This window comes from Nocardiopsis sp. NPDC055879 (assembly GCF_053615935.1).
Genome location: NZ_JBSHCT010000002.1, coordinates 24063 through 48467, shown reverse-complemented (window position 1 = coordinate 48467; position 24405 = coordinate 24063). Strand labels below are relative to the sequence as shown.

Here is a 24405-nt window from a genome sequence, read left to right as displayed (position 1 = left end):
GACGAGACCACATGACGAGGGGCGGCCACGGCCGCCCCTCGTCGTGTGGCCGGTGGGCCCATGGCTGGGTACTCTGCATTTGAACCCCGCTCGTTGAACCCCTTCTACTCAAGGAACCGGCGGCCGCATGCCCTCGCCCTACTGGAACCCCCAAGACCCGTATCAGGCCGGACCACCGCCGCAGAACGGTGGCTGGTCCTACGGAGGGCCGCTTCCCGCACAGTCGGCTTCTCCACTCCCCCCGCCCCCGCCACCGCCACCGGCTCGTCCCGCCGGGTTCGGCATCCGTCTGGTCGCCCGGGCCATCGACGCGGTCCTGGCGACCGTCGCCGCCTTCGCGTTCTTCCTCGTGATGGTGCTCTTCATGGTGCTGGCGAACGGAGGAGACAGCGCGACCAGCGACGCCGAAGGAGCCCTCTGGGGCTCGTTGTTCCTCTTCGGCTGGGGCCTACTGCTGTTCTTCTACGACTGGCTCTACCTGATCGCCTGGGGCAGCACCCTCGGCAAGATGATGGTGGGCATCAAGGTGGTCGACGCGGCGGACGGCGGCAGGCTGAACCAGGGCCAGGCCATCGGCCGGTCCATGCTGTTCTGCCTGCCGCAGTCGTTGCCGTGTCTGGGCCACCTGTTCTCCCTCGGGGAGTCGATGGCCATGTTCGGTGACGACCGGGAACGTGCCCTGCACGACCGCGTCGCCGGAACCGTGGTGATCCGCACCCGCGGCTGACCGAAACCGGCTCAGGGCTGGTCGGGCAGGCACTGCGGGGCCTCGGAGCCGCCCGAGGCGAAGACCGCCGGAACGTAGTGGTCCTCCCCGATCCGGTACCACACGTCGTCGGTGCCGTTCGGTCCGTTGGCGGTGTCGCCGACCACCTGGCAGGCCACGTCGACGTTGGCCTTGTGCGCGGCCAGACCGACGGTGTCGTGGTGGGTGGACGGGCCGGTGCGTACGACCACCGGGTCGCTCTGGGTGTCCGTGATGATCTCCGCGCGATCGCGGTACTCGGCGGTCCACAGGTAGTCGACCTGGACCCAGCCGTTGGTGGGCAGTTGCAGCCCCTCGTTGAAGGCTCCGTCGGCCAGGTCGATGCCGGCGGGGTTCCCCACTCGGCGACCGAACCCGTCCAGTCCACCGTTGTGGCCCTCGGTGAAGGCGGCCTGGGACTGGGGGCGACCCCGGTCCAGGTCGGGCCAGGACTCACGATCCTCGTTCCAGTGGTCGTCGGTGATGTTCCACGGGCCCACGTCCCACACCGGCAGGTAGGCACAGCGCGCCTTGTGGTTCTCGGTGTCGCCCGTGGCGTCCGGCCCGAGTTCGCCGGTGGTGCACACCCGGACGGTGTACTCGCCGCCACCTCGGTTGGCGAGGCCTCTGCGGGAGGGCAGGGCCACGAAGTGGTCGTCGGGGCGCACCGTGTGACCGTTGGCGGTGGTGTTGCCGACCAGACCGATGCGGGTGGCGAAGAGCCGGGCGGAGTAAGGGGTGGGCACGTCGTCGTCCCGCGCGGAAGCCTCGGTGTCGGCCTCCGCTTCGGCGTCGGTGGACGAGGACTCCACGGGGCGCAGACGCACGTCGGTGACGGAGGTGTCGTTCCGCTCCCCCTCGGCGGACATCTCGACGCGCAGCTGCACCTCGGTGACCTCCGAGGAAAGGGCCACCCGGCCCCCGCCGGATCGGGCCGGGTGCCACTCGGTCCACATGCCGTCGGCGCGAACGCCCCGGGCCTCGGTGAGGACCTCCTCCTCGTCACCGGTGGTGGTCACGGCCACGTCGACGGTGTCGGTGGGGGTCTCCAACTCCTGTTCGGGGAAGGTCGCCAACCCGGTGCGCCGCTCCGCGGTCTCCAGTCGGAGCGAGGCCCCCGATCTCTCTCCCGTCTCCAGGCGCAGTGCCCCCGAGTCGAGGGCCAGACCGATCCGGTCGGTGGAGGACAGGTCCTGTTCGAGCCAGGTGGTCTCCGCCGAGGCCGCAACGGGGACCGTCAACGGGGCCAGCAGGGCGAATGCCCCCAGTGCCACCAAGGGCGCGGTGGTGCGCCGATTCTGCGCCATCGTTCCTTCTCTCGCCAATTACCCGAAGTGAATAAAATAGTCACTCTCAGTAACTAACGGAACGCGCGCACACTCAAGGAGCCCACGTCGGGTGTTGGTGATACGGCGGTAAAAGTCCGACTTGGAATGAGACGATCGTGGTCCTACCGGATGCGTCAGGGAGCGAAGGCCAGCAGGCAGGCGGTGAACCCGTGTACGTGGTTCACCCCGGAGACCGGTCCGATCTCCCCCGCCGCGAAGAACCCCGCCACCGGAGCGGCGCCCAGGATCCGCCGGACCGCGAGCACATCGTGGTCGGCGCGGGTGAACAGGCCATCGCCTCGACCGTTGCAGGAGAACAGCAGCCCGCCGCCGACGGCGTGTTCGGCCCCGAACTCGGTCAGTCTGCGGGCGAAGTCCTCGTCGGCGGTGCCGGCGTCCCTGACCTGGAAGCGGACGGTCTGTCCGATCTCCACCATGTCGCCGATGGTCAACGCGCCCAACTCGGGGTCGGCGCCCACCAGGCTCCGTACGAGGAAGTCACCGTGTTCGTGCTGTTCGGCGTACTCGTCCATGGCCACCCCGATGTGCAGTCCACGTTCGGCGAGCTCACGGTCCTCGTCGGAGAGCTCCTCGACCAGTTCCTCCAGCTTCTCGTAGGCGTTGCCCCCGGCCAGTTCGAGGAGGAGGTTGCCCTCGGCCTTGGTGACGGTCATGGCCGGGCCGACCGGGCGACAGCCCTGGCTGACCACGGTGCCCAGCACACCCTCACCACCGATGAGGACGCCGATGGCGCCGTTGTCCACCACCTCGCCGTCGCTGAACAGCCGTACCGACTCCTCACCGCGCATGCCGTCGGCCATCCCGCCGACCAGCGGCAGCCCGCCCAAGGCGGCGGTGGTCTCACGGACGAACGCCTGGGTGGGGAACTCGTAGGGGTTGGTGAGCAGGATGCCGACCCGGTCGTTCGGTCCGGGTTCGCGCATGCCCACCACCGCGAGCTGCTCCTCCTCCACCACCGTGTCCAGCCGGAACGGGGTGAACTCCACGTCGGGAAGGCGGGCGGCCCAGACACTCACGGCGCCCTGTCCCTCCACACCGCGACCGCCGCCGACCACACCGCTCCCACTGCAGCCCAGGGTGATCGCGCCGCCGGACAACTCCATGACCTTCAAGCCCGCGAGCGAGACCTCGTCGGGATCCGCCCCACTGACGAAGAAGCACACGAGATCGGCGAGTCCATCCACCTGTTCCAGTGCGTGGAGAACAGCACGCTCGGCCGCGTTCACGAGGTCGGCCCCCGTCGTCAGAGCATCGCCGAACCTTGTCACTGCCACCCCCGTCTACGGCCGGCCACGACACCGACCATGGGAACCTCACGGCCCCATTCTTCCATTCGTCCCCCAGGGACTTTCCTGCATCTGGCCCCTCAAACTCTCCCGGGCCTACACTGCTTGCCGTGACCTATGCCTCACCACCTCCAGGCGGGTTCGCGCGCACCCTCGGCGCACTGCGCGGGTCCGGCCATGTCCACCGGTCCACCGCGGCCGAGGTCCGCGAGAACCTCCTGGCCCGCATGGGCTCGGGGCTGCCCCGCTTCCCCGGTGTCCACGGGTTCGACCACACGGTGCTGCCCCAACTGGAGCGGGCGCTCATCGCCGGCCACGACGTGGTGCTGCTCGGGGAACGCGGGCAGGGCAAGACCCGGCTGATCCGCACGGTGTCGGGGCTGCTCGACGAGTGGTCTCCCACGGTGGCGGACTGCCCGATCTCCTGTCATCCCTACGCGCCGACCTGTCCGTCCTGTCTCCGCCGATCCACGGCCGAAGGCGATGAACTCCCGGTGCGCTGGCGGCACCGGGACGAACGCTACGGCGAGAAACTGGCGACCCCCGACACCGGTACCGCCGAACTGGTCGGCGACGTCGACCCGGCCCGGCTGGCCGAGGGCCGCTCCCTCGGCGATCCGGAGACGATCCACTACGGGCTGCTGCCCCGGGCCAACCGGGGGATCTTCTGTGTCAACGAGCTGCCCGACCTGCCGGCGCGGGTCCAGGTCGCGCTGTTCAACGTGTTGGAGGAACGCGACCTCCAGGTGCGCGGCTACAACCTGCGGCTGCCGCTGGACCTGCTGTTGGTGGCCAGCGCCAACCCGGAGGACTACACGAGCCGGGGACGGATCGTCACCCCGCTCAAGGACCGCTTCGGCGCCCAGGTGCGCACCCACTACCCGCCCGACCTCGACCACGAGTTGGCTCTGTTGCGGCAGGAGGCGGATCTGTCCGAGGGCACGGTCGTGCCCTCACACCTGTTGGAGACGGTGGCCCGATTCGCCCGCCTGGTGCGCGATTCCAATCGGGTGGACCAACGGTCGGGGGTGTCGGTGCGGCTGACCGTGGCCGCCGCCGAGACCGTGGCGGCCTCGGCCCTGCGTCGCGCGGCGTTGATCGGTGAGGAAGTGCCGGTGGCACGGGTCTGCGACCTGGCGGGGGTGGCCGAACCCCTCCTGGGCAAAGTCGAGTTCGAGACCGGGATGGAGGGACGTGAGTCCTCGATCTTGGAGACGCTGTTGCGCCGCGCCATCGCCGAGACCTTCCGGGCCAGGATGGGCGAGGCCGACCTGGAACCGTTGAGCGACCGTTTCGCCGGCGGTGGCACGGTGGAGAGCGGTGACCTGGTGGGCGCCGCCGAGCTGCTGCGCCGGGTGGGAACGGTGCCGGGTCTGGCCGGACTGATCGAACGGGCGGCCCCGGAGGAGACGGACGGGCCGCCCACACCTGGGCTGGCCGCGGCCGTGGTGGAGTTCGCGTTGGAGGGGCTGTACCTGGAACGACGACTGTCCAAGGACACCGCGCCCGACGGTGGCGTGTACCGGTTCTGAGAGGGGCGTGTGGTGTGAGGTTTCGGTACCGGGCGTACATGGGCGGGGCCGACCCGTTGGCCGACGAGGAACCACCGCCGGGTGAGGCGGTGCGCGCCGCCGATGAGCTGCGCGCGCTGATCTCCGCCGAACTCGTCGATCGGGACTCGGCGCCGTTGGTCGCGGCCGAGGAGGCCCTGGAACGCTACGCGGCCGGAGAGCGCTCCGCCCTGGACGAGGTGGACGCCTTGGCGTTGAGCGCCCTGCTGGGCGCCCAGGGGCGGGAACGACTGGACCGGTTGGACGAGGCCGACCACGGGTTGACCCCACGCGAGCTGCGCCGGCTGGGCGAGGTGGCGTTGGCCGAGATCGAGGCGGCGCCGAGCGTGCGGGGCGGAGGCCACCGGGGCGGTTCCGGGAACGCCGGCGAAACGACCGGCGCGAGTGTGCGGCACGACGGCCTCGACCGTCCCTTGGATCCCGTGGCCACCATGCGCGCGGCCATGGTGCGACGCGCCGCCGCGGGAGACCTCACGGCGGCCGACGGCGCGCCCCTGCGCACCGACGACCTGCGCTACACGGAGACCGAACCGACCGGCGCGGCCGCGGTGTGCCTGTTGGTCGACCTGTCCCATTCGATGACCACGCGCGGCCTGCACGAGGCCGCCACCCGCACGGCCCTGGCCCTGCACACCCTGGTGCGGACCCGGCGGCCCGAGGACAGGATGCTGGTGATCGGGTTCGGCGACCGGGCCCGGGAGATGACGCCCGCGGAGTTGGTCGAACACGACTGGCGTCGGGTGCCCGGCACCAACCTCCAGCACGCGCTGCACCTGGCCCGTGCCCACCTGCGGCGACACCGGGGGTTGCGTCCGGTGATCATGGTGGTCACCGACGGGGAGCCCACGGCGCACCTGGGCGAGGACGGCGACGCGCGGTTCGCCTGGCCGCCCACCCCGCGCACGGTGGAGGTCACCACGGCCGAGCTGGACGCGGCGTTGGCGGAGGGTACGGAGTTGACGTTCTTCCTGTTGGCCGACGATCCCCGGTTGCGCGCCTTCCGGGAGCTGTTGGAGCGGCGACGCGGGGTGCGTGTGGTGAACGCCGACGCCGAGGCCCTGGGGGCACTGGTGGTCGGGCGTTACCTCGACGGGAAGGACTGAACCGGGATCAGCGCTCGAAGATGTTGACGTCCGAGGCCATGAGCAGAAGCTCCTCGGGGGCGTCGCCGCCCGAGTACAGCAACTGGTGGCGGTTGGCCGGCATGAGCGTCTCGGTGAAGCGCAGTGGTCGGTCCCCGTCGTAGGCGGACCGTTCCTGCACCAGCAGTGGGATACCGGGGCCCAGCCCGAAGGCCTCGGCCTCGTCCGGCGAGGGCATGCGCGCACCCACGATGTCCCAGTTCCAGCTCTCGCGGAAGCCCAGGTCGCGCATGACCGCCGACACTCCGCCCTCCAAGGGTTCGGGGGACATGAGCGCGGTTCCAGAGGCGATCGAGAACGGGAAGTAGGTGATCTGGGACTGCCAGAGACTTCCGTCGACGAAGCGGTCGGAGGAACGGATCACGACGAGGCCGCCGTGCTGTGTCCGGTCGTCGGCTTCGTGGCGCAACCGCTTGGCCACCTTGGGCCGCATGGTGTCCAGGCTGACCTTGATCTTCTCGTCGATGTCGTGGTAGCCGGCCTGCAACAGTCGGGGCTGGTAGCCGGCTTCGAAGCGCTCGGAGTCGCTGCCGCCGGAGACCGGGGTGGCCAGGTGGAGGAACGGCTGGTGGTCGGCGACGAACGCCCCACGGCCGGGGACGATGTCGATGCGCCCCTCGTCCTGGAGGATGCGCATGCCCAGGCGCGCCGTGGCGCGGGAGACCCCGAGGTCGTCGGCGAGGTCCTCCTCGCCGGGTAGTCGCTCGCCCGGCTCGTAGTCGCCTCTGGCGAGGGCCTCGCGCAGGTGGTCGGCGACCAGCGTCTTCTTCGGTGTGCTCATGCGATGCATCAGTCCCGGTGGTAGGCGTTGAGGTCGCCGTGCTCGTACTGGTAGCGAATGCTGTTCCCCGCGTACACAGTGTGCACCAACCGGATGGGACGGTCCTCGGAGTAGTCGGTGCGGTGGACCTCCAGGACCGGCACCCCGGGGGTGAGCTCCAGTTGGCTCGCCTCTTGGGGCGTGGGCATCCGGGTCTCCAGTTCGTCCACGTAGCCGACCTGGCGGTGGCCGTGGTCCATGAGGACCTCCAGGGCGCTCTCCACGTCCTCGGGCAGCATGAGCGGGGTGCCCTCGACCAGGTCCATGGGATAGAACGCGGAGCTGACGGAACCGGATCGGTCTCCGGCGAAGCGGTGCAGGTGTCGGACGACCGTCATGGTGCCCTCCGGGACGCGCAGCCGTGGGGCGATGTCGGAGTTGGCGCTGAGGAGTTGGAGTTCCTCCAGGGTCAGCCCGGCGAGGTTGGGTTCGTTGAACCCGCCGGGGCCGCCACGACTGCGGGTGGCGTAGAAGATCTCGGGGACCACGTCCTGCACGTAATGGCCGCGCCCGGGTCTGCTCACGATGAGGCCCTGGTTGCGCAGCATGCCCAGGGCCAGACGGATGGTGTTGCGGGAGGCCTCGAAGCGCTCCTCCATCTGCTTCTCGGAGGGCAGTTGACCCCCCTGCGGGAGGCTTCCCTCCTGGATCTCCCTGCGCAGAGTTCGAGCGATCTGTCGATATCGGCTTTCTGCCCGCATAAGTCCGCCCTCATAGGGGTAAAAGACCAACAACTCAACCTGTACCAACAAGCTGAGAGCTACACCAGCCGAACAAGTTCAACCAGTTCCGTTGAACCCATATTAGTTGAAGGCCACCCGGAGTACACAGTGGATCCCTCTCTCGGTCACTCGGCCGAGAAAACCCGGGGGACGACCCACTCCCCACCGATCCCACACAGAACAACAGCACCGAACAGCAAGAGGGAAGCCTTCACACCTTGAGATCACAGCCAACGCCCCCTCGGTTCACAGGGGGGCCGACCGGATAGCAGAAAAGACTCTCCACACCCCTTAGGAGAACCGCAATGGAGAACACGTTCATCGCTTTGACCTTCGTCGGCCTGATCCTCCTCGGCCTCGCGGTCGGCTTCTTCCTGGCCGTCTCCATCGGCATCCGCCGTCAGGACAGCCGAGGCAGCTACCGCTCGCTGCGAGACGACGACAACGACAGCGCCCTGTCCCACACCAGCCGTTTCGTCTGCGGCCTGCACTTCCGCGACGACGAGACCACCGACGACACCGCGCCCCTTCCCACCCAGGACCGCACGCCCACCGCGGCCTGAGGAGAAGAACCCCGGCGGTGATCCTCCCAGGGTCCAGGACTCCGGCTCGGAGTCATCCCCCCACGACCGCGCTCACGACCCGCCCCGACCACGTGGGTCGCGATGACGGCCGCGAGGCCGAAGTACGCCGCGACGGGCCCGGCAACGACGCCGGGGAACCCGCGCGGCAGCGCCGCGCGGGCCCCGAGAGGGATCAGCCCTCCAACGCCTGCAACAGATCGGCGACCAGGTCATCCCCGGACTCGATGCCCACGGAGATCCGCACCAGATCCGCCGGTACCTCCAGCGGTGAACCCGCCGTCGAGGCGTGGGTCATCCGCCCCGGGTGCTCGATGAGGGACTCGACCCCGCCCAGGGACTCCCCGAGCGTGAAGACCTTGGTCCGCTCACACAGCTCCAGTGCCGCCTTCTCCCCATCGCGCAGAGCGAAGGAGACCATCCCACCGAAGGAACGCATCTGCCGCTCGGCGATCTTGTGCCCCGGGTGCGACTCCAACCCCGGGTAGTACACACGTCGCACCGCGGGGTGGCCCTCCAGGGCGGCCACGACGCGCTCGGCGTTCTCGCTGTGGCGGTCCATCCGCACCCCGAGGGTCTTGGCACCGCGCAGGGTCAGCCAGGAGTCGAAGGGGCCCGGAATAGCTCCCATGGTGTTCTGGTGGAAGGCCAGCCGCTCGCCCAACTCGGCGTCGGCGACGACCAGCGCTCCACCGACCACGTCGGAGTGGCCACCGACGTACTTGGTGGTGGAGTGCACGACCACATCCGCGCCCAGCGTGATCGGCCGCTGCAGGTAGGGCGAGGCGAACGTGTTGTCCACGACGTACAGGGCGCCACCGTCGTGCGCGACCTGGGCGACCGACTCGATGTCGGTGATGCCCAACAGCGGATTGGTGGGCGTCTCGGTCCACACGACCTTGGTGTTGGGGCGCATGGCGTCCCGCACCGCGTCGACGTCGGTCTGATCGACCGCGTCCCAGCTGACACCCCAGCGCTCGACCACCTTGGAGATCAGCCGGAAGGTGCCCCCGTAGGCGTCGCCGGGGATGATGACGTGGTCGCCCGGGGAGAGGACCGTGCGCAGCAGGGTGTCCTCGGCGGCCATGCCGGAGGCGAAGGCGAGCCCGCGCGATCCGGCCTCCAGGGCGGCGAGGCACTCCTCCAGCGCGGTGCGCGTGGGGTTGGCGGTGCGGGAGTACTCGTATCCCTGCCGCATCCCGCCGACGCCGTCCTGGGCGTAGGTACTCGTCTGGTAGATCGGCACCACCACGGCGCCGGTGCCGGCGTCCGGCTCCTGCCCCGCGTGGATGGCCAGCGTTTCAAACCCATCGAACTTCATGGGGCCAACAATAGTGCCCAGGATCCACACGGGACCCGCTGTCAACTGGGAGGTCTCATACTCCGGACGGGCGGGACGGTCAGGCCGGCGGGAAACGGGTGGGCGAGCCCGGTTCCGGTGGTTCGGCGGGAGCCTCGGGCGGCAGACCGGTCACCGGGGTGGGCACGCGGGTGGGCGTCCCGGTGCCGCGCAGCGGCGGGTCCCAGCCCAGCTCGGGATCGTGGGCGCGCACGACCTTGCCCGGGATCCCGGCGATGACGGCGTGGTCGGGGTAGGTGCCGGGGCGTACCACCGTGCCGGCGGCGACCACCGAGTTCTGCCCCAGGTGCACGCCGGGCAGGATCACGGAGTTGGCGCCCAGCCAGCTCCCGGCGCCGATGCTCACCGGGTCGTCCACCGGCCACTGCAGGCCGACGGGGATGTCGGTGTTGGCGTAGGAGTGGTTCTGGTCGGTGATGTAGACGTAGGGCCCGGTGTAGACGTGGTCACCGATGTCGACGGACCGGTGGGCGACCACGTGCGAGCCGCGGCCGATCGCGCACCCTGACCCGATGCGCACGACGGAGCCCTCGCCGAGGTCGTAGTCGGGGCCCATCCCCGCGGCCAGGGTGATGTCGCCGCCCAGGACGGTGTGCACCCCGATCTCGATCCAGGGTTCGCCGTACAGGGTGGCGATGGGAAAGGCGATGGCCGAACCACTGCCGAAGCGGGCGAACCTACGGCCGGCCTTCGACTCCGCACGGATCTCACCGTGGGTGCGTGCGTACGACCAGACGGAACGGATGATCCAGTTGAGGAGCCGGGACACGGGTGCACCTACTTATTACCGGCCAGTAAATACCAATGCGACGAACATTAGCAGTGTCCGAGTATGCGGCACCCTGTCCGGTACGTGAAAACCGGGCCCCGAACAACGTTCGAGACCCGGTGCGCGAAGGCCGCTACCTTCAGCCGGAAAGGTGCGCCAGCAGGTCCTGACGGGTGAGAATCCCCACCGGCTTGCCGTCGCGCAGCACCACCAGGGCGCCCGACCTGCGCAGCAGACGCACACAGTCGCTCACCGGGGTTCCGGTGCCCACCGTGGACAGCGGCTTGGCCATGTGGGTCTCCACCAGGTCGTCCAGGTCCGCGCGGCCGTCGAAGAGGGCGTCCAGCAGGTCGCGCTCGGCGATGGAACCCACGACCTCGGCCGCCATGACCGGCGGCTCCTCCTTCATCACCGGCAGCTGGGAGACGCCGTACTCGCGCATGATCGCCACGGCGGTGCCAACGGTCTCGTCCGGGTGGCTGTGCACGAAGTCGGGCATCTCGCCCTCCTTGTCGCCCAGCACCTTGCCCGCGGTGGCCTCCTCGGTCTCGGCCGACAGGAAGCCGTAGTCGGACATCCACTCGTCGTTGAAGATCTTGCCGAGGTAGCCGCGGCCGCCGTCCGGCAGCAGCACGACGATGACGTCGTCCGGCCCGGCCGTCTCGGCCACACGCAGCGCCGCCTCCACCGCCAGACCGCAGGAGCCGCCCACCAGCAGGCCCTCCTCCTTGGCCAGGCGACGGGTCATCAGGAACGAGTCCTTGTCGCTGACCGCCACGATGTCATCGCAGATCGCCGTGTCGTAGGTGCCGGGCCAGATGTCCTCGCCCACGCCCTCGACCAGGTAGGGGCGACCGCTTCCGCCCGAGTAGACCGAACCCTCGGGGTCGGCTCCCACGACCTGCACGCGCCCCTCGGAGGCCTCCTTGAGGTAGCGACCGGTGCCGCTGATGGTTCCACCGGTGCCGATGCCCGCCACGAAGTGCGTGATGCGGCCCTCGGTCTGGTCCCAGATCTCCGGGCCCGTGGAGTGGTAGTGCGAATCGGGGTTGTTCTGGTTCTCGTACTGGTTGGGCTTCCAGGCGTTGGGGATCTCCTGGGCCAGCCGGTCCGAGACCGAGTAGTAGGACTCGGGGTGCTCCGGCGCGACCGTGGTCGGGCAGACCACGACCTCGGCACCGTAGGCCCGCAGCACCGACAGCTTGTCCGGGCCGACCTTGTCCGGGCAGACGAAGACGCAGCGGTAGCCCTTCTCCTGGGCGACCATCGCCAGACCGATGCCGGTGTTGCCCGAGGTGGGCTCCACGATCGTGCCGCCCGGCTTGAGCGCGCCGCTCTTCTCGGCGGCCTCGACCATGCGCAGCGCGATGCGGTCCTTGACCGACCCGCCCGGGTTGAAGTACTCGACCTTCGCCAGGATCGTCGGGGCCAGTCCCTCGGTGACCTTCCGCAGACGAACCAACGGGGTGTCCCCGACCAGGTCGATGAGTGAGTCGTGTACCCGCAACTTCGCTCCTTCGCATAGTGGCGACCGGGTCTTCGGCCCGCCTGTCTCGCATCCCCGGTGACACCCGAGGCCGGTGGGGACCGTTCCGGTCTCCCCCACCCTGAACTCTAGGGCGTGTTCTCGGGGGTTCGTTCCGCCTCACCTGGCGCGAAGCACCGAACCGACCGGCCCCACCCTCGCGAACGTATCGAGCAGGTGTCCCGAAGGCGCGACTTGTGTGCCGCCAAGGTACGTGACCACCGGGTTCCCCGCCGGTAACGTCGGTGGACGACCGGCTCGCCGGTGCCTGAGGCGGGTCCTACTCACCGGGGGTGACCTCCGCATGCTGCGAGCCACGCGAGCCCGACGCATCGCCGCCGCCACCGCCTTCGGTGGAGGCGGCCTCACGCTCGTGGGCGGGGGCACGCTGGCCCTGCTCTACCTCCAGGCCAGGCTGGCCAAGAACGCCATCGGCGTGACCGAGTGGAAGCGGCCCCGCGCCGACGGCACCTACGGCGACGGGGACGGACCGCCACTGCGGCTGTTGATGATCGGCGACTCCACCGCCGCCGGGTTCGCCGTGGAGGAGGCGGGTGAGACACCCGGCGTGATGCTGGCCGCGGGGATCGCCGCGGCCTCCGATCGTCCGGTGCGGCTGCGCTGCACGGCCAAGCCGGGCGCCACCTCGGCCGACCTCGGCCGCCAACTCGAACGGGCCGGGGCGCGCGTGCCCGACCGGCGCTTCGACGTGGCGGTGGTCTTCATCGGCGCCAACGACGTGATCCGCCGGGTACGGCCCAACGACGCGGTGGCGGCGCTGCGCGACGTCACCCGGGAGCTGATGGGGCTGGGCACACCGGTGGTGGTGGCGACCTGCCCGGACCTGGGAACGGTGCGCCCCATCGGCTGGCCACTGCGGTCGGTGGCCAGGCGGGCCTCGCGCCAACTGGCGGCCGCCCAGACGATCGCGGTCACCGAGGTCGGCGGGCGCACCGTCTCACTGAGCGACATCCTCGGCGAGGATTTTCGGACGGACCCTGGTTCCATGTTCGGACCAGACCGTTTTCATCCGTCGGCTCGCGGGTACGCCCAGGCCGCGTTCGTCGTTCTTCCGTCCGCGTGCGCCGCCCTGGGACTGCTGCCCGAACTCGACGAGGACGAACGCACCCGTGGCGTCCTGCCGGTCGAACGCGCGGCCGTGGTCGCCTCCGAGACCCCGGGAACCGAGGTCACGCGGGCCGATGGCCCCGAACCGAGTGGTTCGCGCTCCGGGTGGTCGGCCCTCATCCGCGGCCCGTTCCGCCTCCGGGACACGCCCCGGGAACACGGTCGAGGGCCCGATCCGAAGGACTCGGGAACGAGGACCCCGGATGGCGCGCGGGAACGCCCGACGGGTTAACTGGTCAGTAATAACGTGCCCACGACAAGGACGAGGAACATGCCCGAAGCAGTCATCGTCGCCACCGCGCGCTCCCCGATCGGCCGGGCCTTCAAGGGCTCCCTGAAGGACATGCGTCCGGACGACCTCACCACCCAGATCATCGGCGCGGCCCTGGCCAAGGTCCCCGAGCTCGACCCCGAGAGCATCGACGACCTCATGCTCGGCTGTGGTCTGCCCGGTGGTGACCAGGGCTTCAACATGGCCCGCATCGTGGCCGTGCAGCTGGGCCTGGACAGCGTTCCGGGTACCACCATCACCCGTTACTGTTCCTCCTCGTTGCAGACCACCCGGATGGCCTACCACGCCATCAAGGCCGGTGAGGGCGACGTCTTCATCTCCGCCGGTGTGGAGACCGTCAGCCGTTTCGTCAACGGCAGCAGCGACAACCCGCAGAACGAGAACCCGCTCTTCGCGGACGCCAAGGCCCGCACCGAGAAGCGCAAGGAGGGCGGCCAGGGCGACTGGACCGACCCGCGCGAGTCCGGCCTCCTGCCCGACGCCTACATCGAGATGGGCCAGACCGCGGAGAACGTCGCCGAGCTCACCGGCGTCTCCCGTCAGCGCCAGGACGAGTTCGCCGTCCGTTCGCAGAACCTCGCCGAGAAGTCCCTCGACAACGGCTTCTGGGAGCGGGAGATCACCCCGGTGACCCTGCCCGACGGCACGGTCGTCAGCACCGACGACGGCATCCGACGCGGCACCACCTACGAGAAGGTCTCGCAGCTCAAGCCGGTCTTCCGCCCCGACGGCAGCGTCACCGCCGGTAACGCCTGCCCGCTCAACGACGGCGCCTCCGCCCTCGTCATCATGAGCGACACCAAGGCCAAGCAGCTGGGTCTGACCCCGCTGGCCCGGATCGTCTCCACCGGCGTGACCGGTCTGAGCCCCGAGATCATGGGCCTGGGCCCGGTCGAGGCCTCCAAGCAGGCCCTGGCCCGCGCCAACATGGCGATCGGTGACATCGACCTGGTCGAGATCAACGAGGCCTTCGCCGCCCAGGTGCTGCCCTCCGCCGACCGGCTGGGCATCGACATCGACTCCCGGCTCAACGTCAACGGCGGCGCCATCGCCGTGGGCCACCCGTTCGGCAGCACCGGCGCGCGCATCACCGGCACGCTGATCAACGGTCTGCGATTCCACGACAAGACGTTCGGTCTGGAGACCATGTGCGTCGGCGGCGGCCAGGGCATGGCGGCCGTCTTCGAGCGCCTCAGCTGATCCGCGAAGCGTTCTCGGGGCCCCGGACCGGATCGGTCCGGGGCCCTTCGCGTCGCCCGGCCCGACGAAAGCATGCGAAAAGGTCGAAGTTCCCTCCGGGTTCGGCCGTATAGCACCTCTGGGAGAACGTTCCCGCTCCGGCAAGGTAAAAGCCGGCGACCAGGTCTTGTCCGAACCGTGAACCTGATGCATGGTCGCAGGTAAGTGCCACACGCCCAACGCACTGCGGAGGTGCCTATGTCGGTTGCCCACTCGCCGGAGATCCACGCAAAGCTCATCGAACGCATCCCGGTCGTGACAGGCCGAGGACTCCACGAGTGGTTCGACTCGCTCGACAAGGGACCGGGCCTGCTGCGCCCCTTGGACCGGTCACACTGGCTCGCCGACGAGTACGACCTCACCCACGGCTACGCCCAGGCCATCGTCACCGAGTACGACCGACGCCGAAGGAACCGGACCATCCCGGCACCGCGCCGCGAGGGTTCCTGACCCAGGGAACGGCGAACGAGAAAGGGCCGCCCCGAAGCGTCTTCGGGGCGGCCCATCCGTGCGGGACGATCGAGCGCTACTCGGCGAACATCGTCTTGATGATCCAGAGCAGACGCAGGATCTCGATGTACAGCCAGACCAGGGAGACGGTCAGACCGAAGGCGAACTGCCAGGCGAACTTGTTCGGAATGCCGGCGGCGACGCCCTCCTCGATGCCACGGAACTCGATGGCCAGGGTCAGGGCGGCCAGCACGACGAACACGATGCCCACGCCCAGGCCCAGCCAGGTGGGGCCACGCAGGCCCATGCCACCGGCGATGAAGAAGCTGAGCACGAAGTTGACCAGCATCAGCGCCGCCGCGCCCATGACGGCGTAGGAGACGGCCTTGACGAAGCCGTCGGTCACCTTGATGATCCGGAACTTGTACAGCGCCAGCATCACGGCGAAGACCGCGACCGTGCCGATCACGGCCTGGGAGACCAGTGAGGTGCCCGCGGACGGGTCGTTGAGGGTGACCGAGAGGGTCGCGCCGAGGAAGGCGGACAGGCCACCGACCAGCAGACCCTCCAGAGCCGCGTAGCTCAGGATCGCGACCGGGTTGGTGATCTGCTTGAACGCGATCACCAGGCCCAGCACGAGGCCACCGAGCATGCCCACGAACATGAGCGCCATGCCCAGGCCCGTGTTGCTCATGAAGAGGAAGTAGTTGATGACGCCGAACAGCGCGACCGCGCCCAGGGTCATACCCGTGCGCACGACCACGTCGTCGATGGTCATCGGCTGGTCGGCGGCCGCCTGCTGCGGGTAACCCTGCTGGGGATAGCCCTGCTGCGGGTGACCGGGCTGACCGTAGCCCTGCTGGGGGTAACCCTGCTGCGGGTACGGCTGTCCGTACCCCGGCTGGCCATAGCCCTGCTGCCCGTAGCCCTGGCCGGGCCCGGACTGCTGTTGTAGCGCCCGCTTGAGGACGGGGTTGGAACTGCGCATCCGCATGTCTAGTAAAGGCCTTTCACGCGTGGATTGCTGCCCACAAAGTAACGTACGGGCCTCTGTCCGGGTTCCGAGAGAAGGTCACCGTTGGGAAACGGCGACGGCCCGCGCCGTCGGGGAACGGGGCGGGCCGTCGACACGAGCGCGTGCTCGGCGGTCGCTCAACCGCGCGTGATCAACGACCGTGCGAAGAAGAGCATGTTGGCGGGACGCTCCGCCAGACGACGCATGTAGTAGCCGTACCACTCGTCGCCGTAGGGCACGTACACGCGCATGCGCTTGCCCTCGGCGGCCAGGCGCACCTGTTCGGCGTCCCGGATGCCGTACAGCATCTGGTACTCGTAGTCGTCCGCGCCACGGCCGTTGGTGGCGGCCAGCTCTCCGGCGATGGCGATCATCCGCGGGTCGTGCGAGGCCACCATCGGGTAGCCCTCGCCCTCCATGAGGACGCGCAGGGCCCGCACGTACGCCTTGTCGACCTCCCGCTTGTCCCGGTAGGCCACGGACTCGGGCTCGTCGTAGGCGCCCTTGCACAGACGCACCCGGGAACCGGCGCCGCTGAGGTCCTGGCAGTCGGCCACGGTGCGACGCAGGTAGGCCTGGAGCACCGCGCCCACGAACGGGAAGTCCTCGCGCAGTTCGCGCAGGAGACCCAACGTGGAGTCGACCGTGGTGTGGTCCTCCATGTCGAGGGTGACCGTGGTGCCGATCGCCTTCGCGGCCTCCGCGATCTTGCGCGCGTTCTCCAACGCGATCTTCTCGCCGTCCGCGTTCAGGAACTGACCGACGGCCGACAGCTTGACCGAGACCTCGGCGCGGTCGCCCAGTCCGGCCTCGCCCAGGGCGGCGAGCAGGTCCTGGTAGGCGTTGACCGTGGCGGTGGCCTGGGACAGGTCGGTGGTGTCCTCACCGAGGAAGTCCAGGGTGACGTAGCGGTCCTCGGCCAACTCGTGGACGGCCGGCAGGGCCTCTTCCCGGGTGGATCCCGCGACGAAGCGGGTGACCATGGCCCGGGTCATGGGCGTGCGCTCGACGAGCTTGCGGCAGGTCGCGGACCTGGCGGCGAGCAGCAGGGGTTTACGAAGCATGGTGACCTCGAAGAAGACGTGCGCGAACCGGTCGCGGTCGGCGCGGACGGAGCACGGCCGGTCGACCCGGCCGCACCGATGGGTTCCTCGGGGGGCGTGGATGTGGCGCGCACCTCCTCAGGACGGAGGAGGAGGTACGCGCCCGGGGCACTACCCCTGGTGGGGGTAGGAGGAGATCGTCGGCGCGACGAACGTCTCCTTGATGGCGCGCGGGCTGGCCCAACGGGACAGGTTCTGCGCCGAACCCGCCTTGTCGTTGGTGCCGGAGGCGCGACCGCCACCGAAGGGCTGCTGACCGACGATGGAGCCGGTCGGGCGGTCGTTGATGTAGAAGTTGCCGGCGGTGAAGCGCAGGGCCTCGGTCGCCTTGGCCACGGCCGCCCGGTCGGTGGCCAGGATGGCGCCGGTCAGGGCGTAGGCCGAGCCCTCGTCGACGACCTTGAGGATCGCGTCGAAGTCGTCGTCCTCGTAGACGTGGACGGCGACGACCGGACCGAAGTACTCGGTGCGGAAGACGTCGTTGCTCGGGTCGGTGCCCTCGATGATGGTCGGGCGCACGAAGTAGCCGACCGAGTCGTCGGCGGTGCCGCCGGCGATGATGTTCAGGGTCGGGTCGGACTTGGCGTCCTCCATGACCTTGGCCAGCTTGTCGAAGGAGCGACGGTCGATGACGGCGCCCATGAAGTTCGACAGGTCGGTGACGTCGCCCATGGTCAGGGCCTCGGTCTCGGCGACCAGGTCGTCGCGCATCTTCTCCCACACCGAACGCGCGACGAAGGCGCGCGAGGCGGCGGAGCACTTCTGGCCCTGGTACTCGAACGCGCCGCGGACGATGGCGGTGCGCAGCACCTCCGGGTCGGCGGAGGAGTGGGCGACGATGAAGTCCTTGCCACCGGTCTCGCCCACGATGCGCGGGTAGGAGCGGTAGTTGGAGATGTTCTCGCCGACGCTCTTCCACAGGTGCTGGAAGGTCTTGGTGGACCCGGTGAAGTGCACACCGGCCAGTTCGGGGTCGTTGAGGGCGACGTCGGAGACGGCCAGACCGTCACCGGTGACCATGTTGATGACGCCCGGGGGCATACCGGCCTCCTCCAGGAGGCGCATGGTCAGCTCGGCGGCGAACTGCTGGGTCGGGGACGGCTTCCACACGACCACGTTGCCCATCAGGGCCGGGGCGGTGGGCAGGTTGCCGGCGATGGCGGTGAAGTTGAAGGGGGTGATCGCGTAGACGAACCCCTCCAGCGGACGCTGCTCCATCCGGTTCCACACGCCCTTGACGCTCAGCGGCTGCTGCTCGATGAGCCCGCGGGCGTAGGAGACGTTGAAGCGCCAGAAGTCGATGAGCTCACAGGCCGCGTCGATCTCCGCCTGCTGGGCGGTCTTCGACTGACCGAGCATGGTGGCGGCGTTGATCGTGGCACGCCAGGGGCCGGCGAGCAGCTCGGCGGCGCGCAGGATGATGGCGGCGCGGTCGTCGAAGGACATCGCGCGCCAGGCGGGGGCCGCGGCCTTCGCGGCGGCGATGGCGTCGCGGGCGTCATCCTGGGTGGCGTTGCGCATCGTGCCCAGGACCGACGCGTGCTTGTGCGGCTGAACGGCGTCGATGGGCTCGCCACCGCCCATGCGGCTCTCACCGTTGATGCGCATCGGAAGGTCGATGCTCTCGCGGCCGAGCTCCGCGAGCCTGGCTTCGAGCTCGACGCGCTCGGGGCTACCCGGAGCGTAGGAGAGAACGGGTTCGTTGACCGGCAGCGGGACGTTGGTCACGGCGTCCATGGGGCACCTCCCTGGAAAGAATGTCCCTGAACGAGCAGGGTTGGGCTGATTCAACGGTCTCAGAGCGTGGACATCCCTACCTTGTGGGCCGGGCCACTCTTTGCCGGACTTATTTGTCCGCTAGAACAAACAGGGATACTTTCGCATGCGACTTCGCCACAGCCGGGAAGCCGTGGCCCCAGTAGTGCCATACCCCGGAAACCCTTGGGAAGGAACCACGTCATGCCTGTTCAGGATGGTCAAGATGGGGAAGTCGAAGAGGGCGTCGCACTGCGCGCGCTGTTACTCGCCCTCGGCGACCCGGTGGTCGACGTGGCCGCAGCCCCCCACGGACTTGATGTTCAGGTGGACAAGGTCGTCATCCTTGACCCCGAGGATCGCGTGGAGGCACGGGAGGGCGACCTCGTGCTGTTGATCGGGGTGCGCGGTTCCCGGGCACGGAGCATGGTGCGCACGCTCGCCGAGCAGGGAGCGACGGCGGTCGCGGTCAAGACCGGTGTCCACGCACAGCCACAGGAGGTGTTGCCTCCGCCGACCGAGCAAAGGTCGGGGCGCGTCCAGCGCTCGGTGGAGGAGGCGCTGGCCCTGCGGACCGAAGCCCAGGAGGCCGGGATCGCGTTGTTGACGGTGCGACCCGAGGTGCGGTGGGACCAGTTGCAGTCGGTGTGCCAGCACATCGTGGACGACGCCCGGGTGACCGCCACCGAGGACCTGTCGGAGGCGGGCGGCGACCTGTTCTCCATGGCGCAGACCATCGCGCACCTCACCGGCGGGTTGGTGAGCATCGAGGACGCCGCGAGCCGGGTGCTGGCCTACTCCAGCGGCGCCGAGGTGGACGAGTTGCGCCGACTGTCGGTGCTCGGCCGGCAGGGACCCGAGTCGTACCTGGCGCTGCTGCGCGAATGGGGCGTGTTCGCCAAACTGCGCTCGGGCGAGGAGGTCGTGCGCGTCGACGAGCACCCCGAACTGGGCATCCGCCGCCGGCTGGCGGTGGGCATCCACGCGGGGCGTCGACCGTTGGGCTCGATCTGGGTGCAGGAGGGGTCCGAACCCCTGGCCGCGCACGCGGAGGAGGCGCTCCTGGGCGCGGCCCGCACCACCGCGCTGCACATGATCCGCCAGCGCACCCAGGCCAGCGCGGGCCTGCGGCTGCGCGAGGACCTGTTGTCGAGCCTGTTGGAGGGACGCATCGACGCGAGCGCGTTGGCCGACACCGTCGAGGTGCACACCGACCGGGCGGCGCTGGTGATCGCGTTCTCACCGCGTCGAGGTTCGGAGTCCGAGGACGTCGAGGGCGGGACCGGCGAACGCGCCGACCGCCCCGAACGGGAGTTGCGTCGGCGCCGGCTCATCGACCTGGTGTCGGTGCACACCGCCGCCTACCGGCGCGGTTCCCTGACCACCGATCTGGACGGGCGGGTGTACGTCCTGCTCCCGGATCTGGCCCGCGGCCGTGAGGGGTGGCGCGGGGTGGAGCAGTCGGTGGTGGCTCTGGCCCGCAGGACGGTGGCGGCGGCGCGCGCGGCGCTCGGCGTTCGGGTACAGGCGGCGGTGGGTTCGCTGGTGGAACGGCTGGGCGACGTGCCCGAGTCGCGCGGCGAGGCCGACCGGGTCCTGGACGCCATGGAACGCGACCTGGACCGGGACGACGACTGGGAGGTGGCCACCATCTCCGACGTGCGCTCACAGGTGCTGATCAGCGAGACCCTGGCGCACCTTCGGGCGGATCCGTCACTGCGGGACCCGCGGGTGAGCCGGTTGATGGAGCACGACCGTGCCGGGGGCGCCGACCTGGTGCACTCGTTGCTGGCCTACCTGGAGGCGTTCGGGGACGCCCGTTCCGCCGCCGAGCGGTTGCACGTCCACCCCAACACGCTGCGCTACCGGGTGCGGCGCGCGGCCGCCGTCAGCGGCATCGACCTGGGTGATCCCGGCGAGCGGTTGTTCACCTGGCTCCAGCTGCTCATGGAGCGACACGACCTGGATGATCGCGCTCGAAAGTACCCTCGGTCGGACTCGAACCGACACTTGTGACCCTTTTAGGGGGCCTGCCTCTGCCATTGGGCTACGAGGGCGACACCATCATACCGGCCGGGCCGATTGCCCACTTTGGTTCTGCTTGGCCGGAAGGGGACAGAAAACGGCCGGGCTCCAGTGGAACCCGGCCGTTTTCTGTGTTCTCGTGACGCGCGTCAGCTCACTCGACGAAGTCGACCGTCCTCGACCTGCGGGCTGCTGGCCGCCTCGAAGGCCTGACGGGGCTCGGCCATCTCGGGAAGCGCGGCGAAGTCGCGCTTGAGGAAGAGGGAGAGCGTCCAGTCGGAGAGCACCCGCAGCTTGCGGTTGAAGGTCGGCACCGCGAGCAGGTGGTAGGCGCGGTGCGCGTACCAGGCGAGACGGCCGTTCAGCTTGATCTTGCCGAACAGCTGGGCGGCCCCCTTGTGCACGCCCAGACCGGCGACGGCCCCGAGGTTGTCGTGCTTGTAGGCCTTCAGATCGGTGCCGCGCAGGGTCGCGATGACGTTGCCGGCGAGCACCGGGGCCTGACGGACCGCGTTCTGGGCGTTGGGCGGGTAGTAGCCGCCCTTGCCGTCGGGCACCTGGGCGTTGTCGCCACCGGCGAAGACGTTGTCGGTGCCGTTCACGGTCAGGTACTCGGTGGTGTCGACGTGACCCTTGGGGCCCAGGGGCAGGTCACTGGCGGACACGACCGGGCTGGGCTTGACGCCCGCGGTCCACACCAGGGTGCCGGCGTCGAACTCGGTGCCGTCGCTGAGCTTGATGTGCTGGTCGGCGGCCGACTCCAGGAACGTGCTGAGACGCACGTCGATGTCGCGGCGACGGAGCTGGTTGAGGGCCTTCGCACCGACCTCGGGGCCGACCTCGGGCAGGATCTTGTCCGCGGCCTCGATGAGGTAGAAGTTCACCTCGTCCTGCTCGATCGAGGGGTGCACGCGAACGGCGTCGCGGACCATGTCCTCCAGCTCGGCGATGGCCTCGGCACCGGCGAAACCGCCACCGACGAAGACGAAGTTGAGCGCCTTGGCGCGCACGTCCTTGTCGTCGGTGGAGTCGGCGATGGCGAGCTGGTTGAGGACGTGGTTGCGCAGGTAGGCGGCCTCTTCGACGGTCTTGATGCCGATGCCCCACTCCGCGAGCCCGGGGATGGGCAGCGTGCGGGAGACGGCACCGGCGGCCATGACCAGGTGATCGTAGGCCATCGTCTGGGGTTCACCGACGTTGGGCTCGTAGCGGACCGTGTTCTGGGCGCTGTCGATGCGCACGACGCGACCACTGAGGACGCGGACACGGTCGAAGACCTTGCGCAGCGGCACCACGACGTTGCGCGGGGAGATGCTGCCGGCGGCCGTCTCGGGCAGGAAGGGCTGGTAGGTCATGTAGGAGTTGGGGTCGATGACGGTGATGCGCGCCTCACCGGCCCCCAACTTCTTCTCCAGCCGCCTCGCGGTGTACATCCCGAGGTAACCGCCCCCGACGATGAGGATGTGCGGGATCTCCGCCTCGTCCCCGCCGCCGTGTACCAGCCGGTAGTTCCTGCTCTCGGTCATCGCATTTCCGCCCTAACGGTTATTCCTGTGGCGCCCTTGCCTCAAGGGCCGCAAAGCCTGTCACGGTCTTCGGTTCCCCGACCAAGTGCGATCGGGCCGACCTCCGAGTCGTGATCTCCTACCTTCGCCTCTTGCGGAGGCCGCTTGTGCATTCTTTCACAAGCAGCCATCCGCAGGAAGGTTCACATCCGCCTACCTTCAGACCACCCCACGGCATATGCGAGAGACGTCTTCGCAGGTCAGATGGGTTGTGAATGCATTCACAAGAGGACTACGGGTGACACGTCTCACCCAAGGTCCCGGGGCGCACCTCCCGGAAGTCCCTCCGGATTCGCCCGAAGTTCCCTTTCCAGGAGGTCACGCCTCGATGTATCGGCCCTGACGACCGGTCTCCCCGTGTGGGGTCCGGGTCAGGCCCCCTCCCCCGCCGCGATGAGGCTCCAGGCCACACCGTCCAGGATGTCGTGCTCGCTCGCGGTGAAGTGATCGGCGCCCGTACGCGCCAGCACGCGGGACAGCACCAGGGCGCCCGCCCCGATGACGTCGACGCGACCGGGGTGCATGACCCCGATCTCCGCGCGCCGGGAGTGCGTGGAACGCAGCAGATCACCGGTGATGCGCTCCAGGTCGGCCGTGGAGACCCGGGTGTGGTGGATACGCTCGGAGTCGTACTCGGGAAGGTCCAGGGAGATCCCGGCCACCGTCGTCGCGGTCCCGGCCACGCACACCACCGAGCCGGCCTCGCCCAGCGGGACGACCTTCTCCACCTCGTCCAGGGCGACCTCGATGTCGGCCGTGGCCGCCTGGATCTGTTCGTCGGTCGGCGGGTCCGAACTCAGGTGGCGCTCGCTCATGCGCACGCAACCGATGTTCACCGACAGGGACTCCCGAACCAGTTCGTCGTCCTCGCCCAGGCCGCCCAACACGAACTCGGTGGAGCCGCCGCCGATGTCGACGACCAGGAAGGGCGGGGCGAAGTCCCCGTCACTCCCCCCGTCGGCCGCCTCGGCGTCCAGCTCGGCCGTGGCCCCGACGAAGGACAGTTCGGCCTCCTCCAGTCCGGTGACCACCTCGGGCTCCACCCCGATGATCTCGCGGACCCCGTCCACGAACACCTGACGGTTGCTCGCGTCCCGGGTGGCGCTGGTGGCGACCATACGCACCGTGTCCGGGCCCGGCTCGATACCGTGCGCCTCGATCGCCTCGGCGTACCCGCGCAGCGCGTCGAAGGTGCGCTCCAGCGCCTCCTCGGAGAACGCGCCGGTCTCGTCCACGCCCTCACCCAGACGCACGATCTCCATGCGCCGGTCGGCGTCGACCACCTGGACCTCGTCACCGTCGAGGGAGACGACGTCGGCGATCAACAGCCTGATCGAATTGGTTCCGCAGTCGATCGCGGCGACACCGCTCATGAAGCGTCCGTCCCTTCAGCGCCCTCGGGGGCGTTCTCGTCCACGCACACACACGGGCCCCGGTCCCACCAGTCGGGGAGTTCGTCCAGCGCCTCGGCGCCGATGGGGTTGGCCCCCGGGGAGGCGAGCTCGTGCCCGACCAGGGCGTGCAGGCACTTGACCCGTGTGGGCATCCCACCGGTGCTCTGCATGCCCTCTGGCAGCGGCTCCACACCGTCCAGGCGGGCCTGTTCGGAACGATCGGCGATGTAGGACTCGTGGGCCTTGGTGTAGGCCTCCTGGAGGTCGGGCTCCTCACCCAAACGCTCCTGCATTCGGCGCATCGCGCCGTCGCCCTCCAACCGACCGATCGCCGAGGCGGCGCGCGGGCAGGTCAAGTAGTACAACGTCGGGAAGGGGGTGCCGTCTTCCAGGCGGGGGGCGGTCTTCACCACGTCGGGCAGGCCGCATGGGCAGCGGTGCGCGACGGCGCGGACCCCGCGAGGCGGGCGACCCAACTGGAGTTCGATCGCGGCGAGGTCGCGCTCGGAGGCGGGATCACCATCGGTATGCCCCGGAACGGGCTGATCTGCGGAAGTCATGACCCAACC

21 protein-coding genes and 1 tRNA gene are annotated in these 24405 nt (G+C 69.3%); 8 read left to right on the top strand and 14 right to left on the bottom strand.

The window, feature by feature from the left end; genetic code table 11:
* Positions 1-127: 127 nt before the first annotated feature.
* Entirely contained in the window at positions 128-727 is a 600-nt protein-coding gene (locus tag ACWGKS_RS02460) for an RDD family protein (RefSeq protein WP_358508815.1), read from the top strand.
* A gap of 11 nt (positions 728-738) precedes the next feature.
* Here the strand turns inward: ACWGKS_RS02460 and ACWGKS_RS02455 are convergent, their stop codons facing one another.
* Positions 739-2052, bottom strand: coding sequence for a hypothetical protein (locus ACWGKS_RS02455; protein ID WP_358508817.1), 1314 nt, complete (start codon positions 2050-2052; stop codon positions 739-741).
* Positions 2053-2207: 155 nt separating this feature from the next.
* Positions 2208-3362, bottom strand: a complete 1155-nt coding sequence (locus ACWGKS_RS02450) for an FIST signal transduction protein (RefSeq protein ID WP_358508819.1) — start codon at positions 3360-3362, stop codon at positions 2208-2210.
* 128 nt (positions 3363-3490) lie between these two features.
* Between ACWGKS_RS02450 and ACWGKS_RS02445 the strand changes: the two genes are divergently transcribed.
* Both ACWGKS_RS02445 and ACWGKS_RS02440 read left to right on the top strand, forming a co-directional pair.
* The gene (locus tag ACWGKS_RS02445) at positions 3491-4912 is read left to right on the top strand and encodes a sigma 54-interacting transcriptional regulator (RefSeq protein ID WP_358508820.1); all 1422 of its coding nucleotides are present in this window, start codon (positions 3491-3493) and stop codon (positions 4910-4912) included.
* Positions 4913-4926: 14 nt separating this feature from the next.
* Complete coding sequence (locus tag ACWGKS_RS02440) at positions 4927-6054, top strand: VWA domain-containing protein (protein WP_452521543.1); 1128 nt, start codon at positions 4927-4929, stop codon at positions 6052-6054.
* Positions 6055-6061: 7 nt separating this feature from the next.
* Here the strand turns inward: ACWGKS_RS02440 and ACWGKS_RS02435 are convergent, their stop codons facing one another.
* Positions 6062-6874, bottom strand: coding sequence for a GntR family transcriptional regulator (locus tag ACWGKS_RS02435; RefSeq protein ID WP_358508824.1), 813 nt, complete (start codon positions 6872-6874; stop codon positions 6062-6064).
* A gap of 8 nt (positions 6875-6882) precedes the next feature.
* A complete protein-coding gene (locus ACWGKS_RS02430; protein WP_358508825.1) occupies positions 6883-7614 on the bottom strand; it encodes a GntR family transcriptional regulator in 732 nt (243 codons plus the stop codon).
* A 326-nt stretch (positions 7615-7940) separates the two neighbouring features.
* Here ACWGKS_RS02430 and ACWGKS_RS02425 point away from each other — a divergent pair, with 326 nt between their 5' ends.
* Complete coding sequence (locus ACWGKS_RS02425) at positions 7941-8198, top strand: hypothetical protein (protein ID WP_358508827.1); 258 nt, start codon at positions 7941-7943, stop codon at positions 8196-8198.
* Between the two features lie 193 nt (positions 8199-8391).
* On the opposite strand, the gene ACWGKS_RS02420 is transcribed toward ACWGKS_RS02425, so the two are convergent.
* From ACWGKS_RS02420 to ACWGKS_RS02410, 3 genes are all read right to left on the bottom strand, one after another.
* Entirely contained in the window at positions 8392-9537 is a 1146-nt protein-coding gene (locus tag ACWGKS_RS02420; RefSeq protein WP_358508829.1) for a cystathionine gamma-synthase, read from the bottom strand.
* Between the two features lie 79 nt (positions 9538-9616).
* Positions 9617-10345 (bottom strand): acyltransferase, encoded by a 729-nt coding sequence (locus ACWGKS_RS02415; protein ID WP_358508830.1) that lies wholly within the window; start codon positions 10343-10345, stop codon positions 9617-9619.
* A gap of 139 nt (positions 10346-10484) precedes the next feature.
* On the bottom strand, positions 10485-11852 hold the full coding sequence (locus ACWGKS_RS02410; RefSeq protein ID WP_358508832.1) for a cystathionine beta-synthase: 1368 nt from the start codon (positions 11850-11852) through the stop codon (positions 10485-10487).
* A 322-nt stretch (positions 11853-12174) separates the two neighbouring features.
* Here ACWGKS_RS02410 and ACWGKS_RS02405 point away from each other — a divergent pair, with 322 nt between their 5' ends.
* The 3 genes from ACWGKS_RS02405 to ACWGKS_RS02395 all read left to right on the top strand — a co-directional run bounded on the left by ACWGKS_RS02405 (position 12175) and on the right by ACWGKS_RS02395 (position 14979).
* Positions 12175-13230, top strand: a complete 1056-nt coding sequence (locus ACWGKS_RS02405) for an SGNH/GDSL hydrolase family protein (protein ID WP_358508834.1) — start codon at positions 12175-12177, stop codon at positions 13228-13230.
* Positions 13231-13269: 39 nt separating this feature from the next.
* Positions 13270-14490, top strand: coding sequence for an acetyl-CoA C-acetyltransferase (locus ACWGKS_RS02400; protein ID WP_358508835.1), 1221 nt, complete (start codon positions 13270-13272; stop codon positions 14488-14490).
* A gap of 237 nt (positions 14491-14727) precedes the next feature.
* Positions 14728-14979: a DUF4287 domain-containing protein gene (locus ACWGKS_RS02395; RefSeq protein ID WP_067607743.1), complete on the top strand. Its 252-nt coding sequence runs from the start codon at positions 14728-14730 to the stop codon at positions 14977-14979.
* 76 nt (positions 14980-15055) lie between these two features.
* Here the strand turns inward: ACWGKS_RS02395 and ACWGKS_RS02390 are convergent, their stop codons facing one another.
* The 3 genes from ACWGKS_RS02390 to pruA all read right to left on the bottom strand — a co-directional run bounded on the left by ACWGKS_RS02390 (position 15056) and on the right by pruA (position 18834).
* On the bottom strand, positions 15056-15973 hold the full coding sequence (locus tag ACWGKS_RS02390) for a Bax inhibitor-1/YccA family protein (RefSeq protein WP_358508837.1): 918 nt from the start codon (positions 15971-15973) through the stop codon (positions 15056-15058).
* Positions 15974-16131: 158 nt separating this feature from the next.
* On the bottom strand, positions 16132-17058 hold the full coding sequence (locus tag ACWGKS_RS02385) for a proline dehydrogenase family protein (RefSeq protein WP_358508839.1): 927 nt from the start codon (positions 17056-17058) through the stop codon (positions 16132-16134).
* Positions 17059-17208: 150 nt separating this feature from the next.
* Positions 17209-18834, bottom strand: a complete 1626-nt coding sequence (pruA, locus tag ACWGKS_RS02380) for an L-glutamate gamma-semialdehyde dehydrogenase (RefSeq protein ID WP_358508841.1) — start codon at positions 18832-18834, stop codon at positions 17209-17211.
* 222 nt (positions 18835-19056) lie between these two features.
* On the opposite strand from pruA, the gene ACWGKS_RS02375 reads away from it, so the two are divergent.
* On the top strand, positions 19057-20868 hold the full coding sequence (locus ACWGKS_RS02375; protein ID WP_358508843.1) for a helix-turn-helix domain-containing protein: 1812 nt from the start codon (positions 19057-19059) through the stop codon (positions 20866-20868).
* On the opposite strand, the gene ACWGKS_RS02370 is transcribed toward ACWGKS_RS02375, so the two are convergent.
* The 4 genes from ACWGKS_RS02370 to ACWGKS_RS02355 all read right to left on the bottom strand — a co-directional run bounded on the left by ACWGKS_RS02370 (position 20836) and on the right by ACWGKS_RS02355 (position 24396).
* Positions 20836-20909: transfer RNA gene (locus ACWGKS_RS02370), tRNA-Leu, on the bottom strand. The genes ACWGKS_RS02375 and ACWGKS_RS02370 overlap by 33 nt on opposite strands.
* 117 nt (positions 20910-21026) lie before the next feature.
* Positions 21027-22403: an NAD(P)/FAD-dependent oxidoreductase gene (locus tag ACWGKS_RS02365; RefSeq protein ID WP_358508845.1), complete on the bottom strand. Its 1377-nt coding sequence runs from the start codon at positions 22401-22403 to the stop codon at positions 21027-21029.
* Between the two features lie 410 nt (positions 22404-22813).
* Positions 22814-23815 carry a Ppx/GppA phosphatase family protein gene (locus ACWGKS_RS02360; RefSeq protein WP_358508847.1) on the bottom strand — a complete coding sequence of 334 codons (1002 nt, stop codon included), beginning with the start codon at positions 23813-23815 and terminating at the stop codon, positions 22814-22816.
* Entirely contained in the window at positions 23812-24396 is a 585-nt protein-coding gene (locus tag ACWGKS_RS02355) for a DUF501 domain-containing protein (RefSeq protein WP_358508849.1), read from the bottom strand. The genes ACWGKS_RS02360 and ACWGKS_RS02355 overlap by 4 nt, the downstream gene beginning before the upstream one ends.
* Positions 24397-24405 lie beyond the last annotated feature (9 nt).

What these genes read in the sequence shown, in the direction of transcription:
- pruA (WP_358508841.1), bottom strand. Translation starts at nt 18,834, where the DNA reads ATGGACGCCGTGACCAACGTCCCGCTGCCGGTCAACGAACCCGTTCTC.
- ACWGKS_RS02425 (WP_358508827.1), top strand. Translation starts at nt 7,941, where the DNA reads ATGGAGAACACGTTCATCGCTTTGACCTTCGTCGGCCTGATCCTCCTC.
- ACWGKS_RS02395 (WP_067607743.1), top strand. Translation starts at nt 14,728, where the DNA reads ATGTCGGTTGCCCACTCGCCGGAGATCCACGCAAAGCTCATCGAACGC.
- ACWGKS_RS02355 (WP_358508849.1), bottom strand. Translation starts at nt 24,396, where the DNA reads ATGACTTCCGCAGATCAGCCCGTTCCGGGGCATACCGATGGTGATCCC.
- ACWGKS_RS02375 (WP_358508843.1), top strand. Translation starts at nt 19,057, where the DNA reads ATGCCTGTTCAGGATGGTCAAGATGGGGAAGTCGAAGAGGGCGTCGCA.
- ACWGKS_RS02360 (WP_358508847.1), bottom strand. Translation starts at nt 23,815, where the DNA reads ATGAGCGGTGTCGCCGCGATCGACTGCGGAACCAATTCGATCAGGCTG.
- ACWGKS_RS02390 (WP_358508837.1), bottom strand. Translation starts at nt 15,973, where the DNA reads ATGCGGATGCGCAGTTCCAACCCCGTCCTCAAGCGGGCGCTACAACAG.
- ACWGKS_RS02430 (WP_358508825.1), bottom strand. Translation starts at nt 7,614, where the DNA reads ATGCGGGCAGAAAGCCGATATCGACAGATCGCTCGAACTCTGCGCAGG.
- ACWGKS_RS02435 (WP_358508824.1), bottom strand. Translation starts at nt 6,874, where the DNA reads ATGAGCACACCGAAGAAGACGCTGGTCGCCGACCACCTGCGCGAGGCC.
- ACWGKS_RS02460 (WP_358508815.1), top strand. Translation starts at nt 128, where the DNA reads ATGCCCTCGCCCTACTGGAACCCCCAAGACCCGTATCAGGCCGGACCA.
- ACWGKS_RS02455 (WP_358508817.1), bottom strand. Translation starts at nt 2,052, where the DNA reads ATGGCGCAGAATCGGCGCACCACCGCGCCCTTGGTGGCACTGGGGGCA.
- ACWGKS_RS02420 (WP_358508829.1), bottom strand. Translation starts at nt 9,537, where the DNA reads ATGAAGTTCGATGGGTTTGAAACGCTGGCCATCCACGCGGGGCAGGAG.
- ACWGKS_RS02400 (WP_358508835.1), top strand. Translation starts at nt 13,270, where the DNA reads ATGCCCGAAGCAGTCATCGTCGCCACCGCGCGCTCCCCGATCGGCCGG.
- ACWGKS_RS02385 (WP_358508839.1), bottom strand. Translation starts at nt 17,058, where the DNA reads ATGCTTCGTAAACCCCTGCTGCTCGCCGCCAGGTCCGCGACCTGCCGC.
- ACWGKS_RS02365 (WP_358508845.1), bottom strand. Translation starts at nt 22,403, where the DNA reads ATGACCGAGAGCAGGAACTACCGGCTGGTACACGGCGGCGGGGACGAG.
- ACWGKS_RS02405 (WP_358508834.1), top strand. Translation starts at nt 12,175, where the DNA reads ATGCTGCGAGCCACGCGAGCCCGACGCATCGCCGCCGCCACCGCCTTC.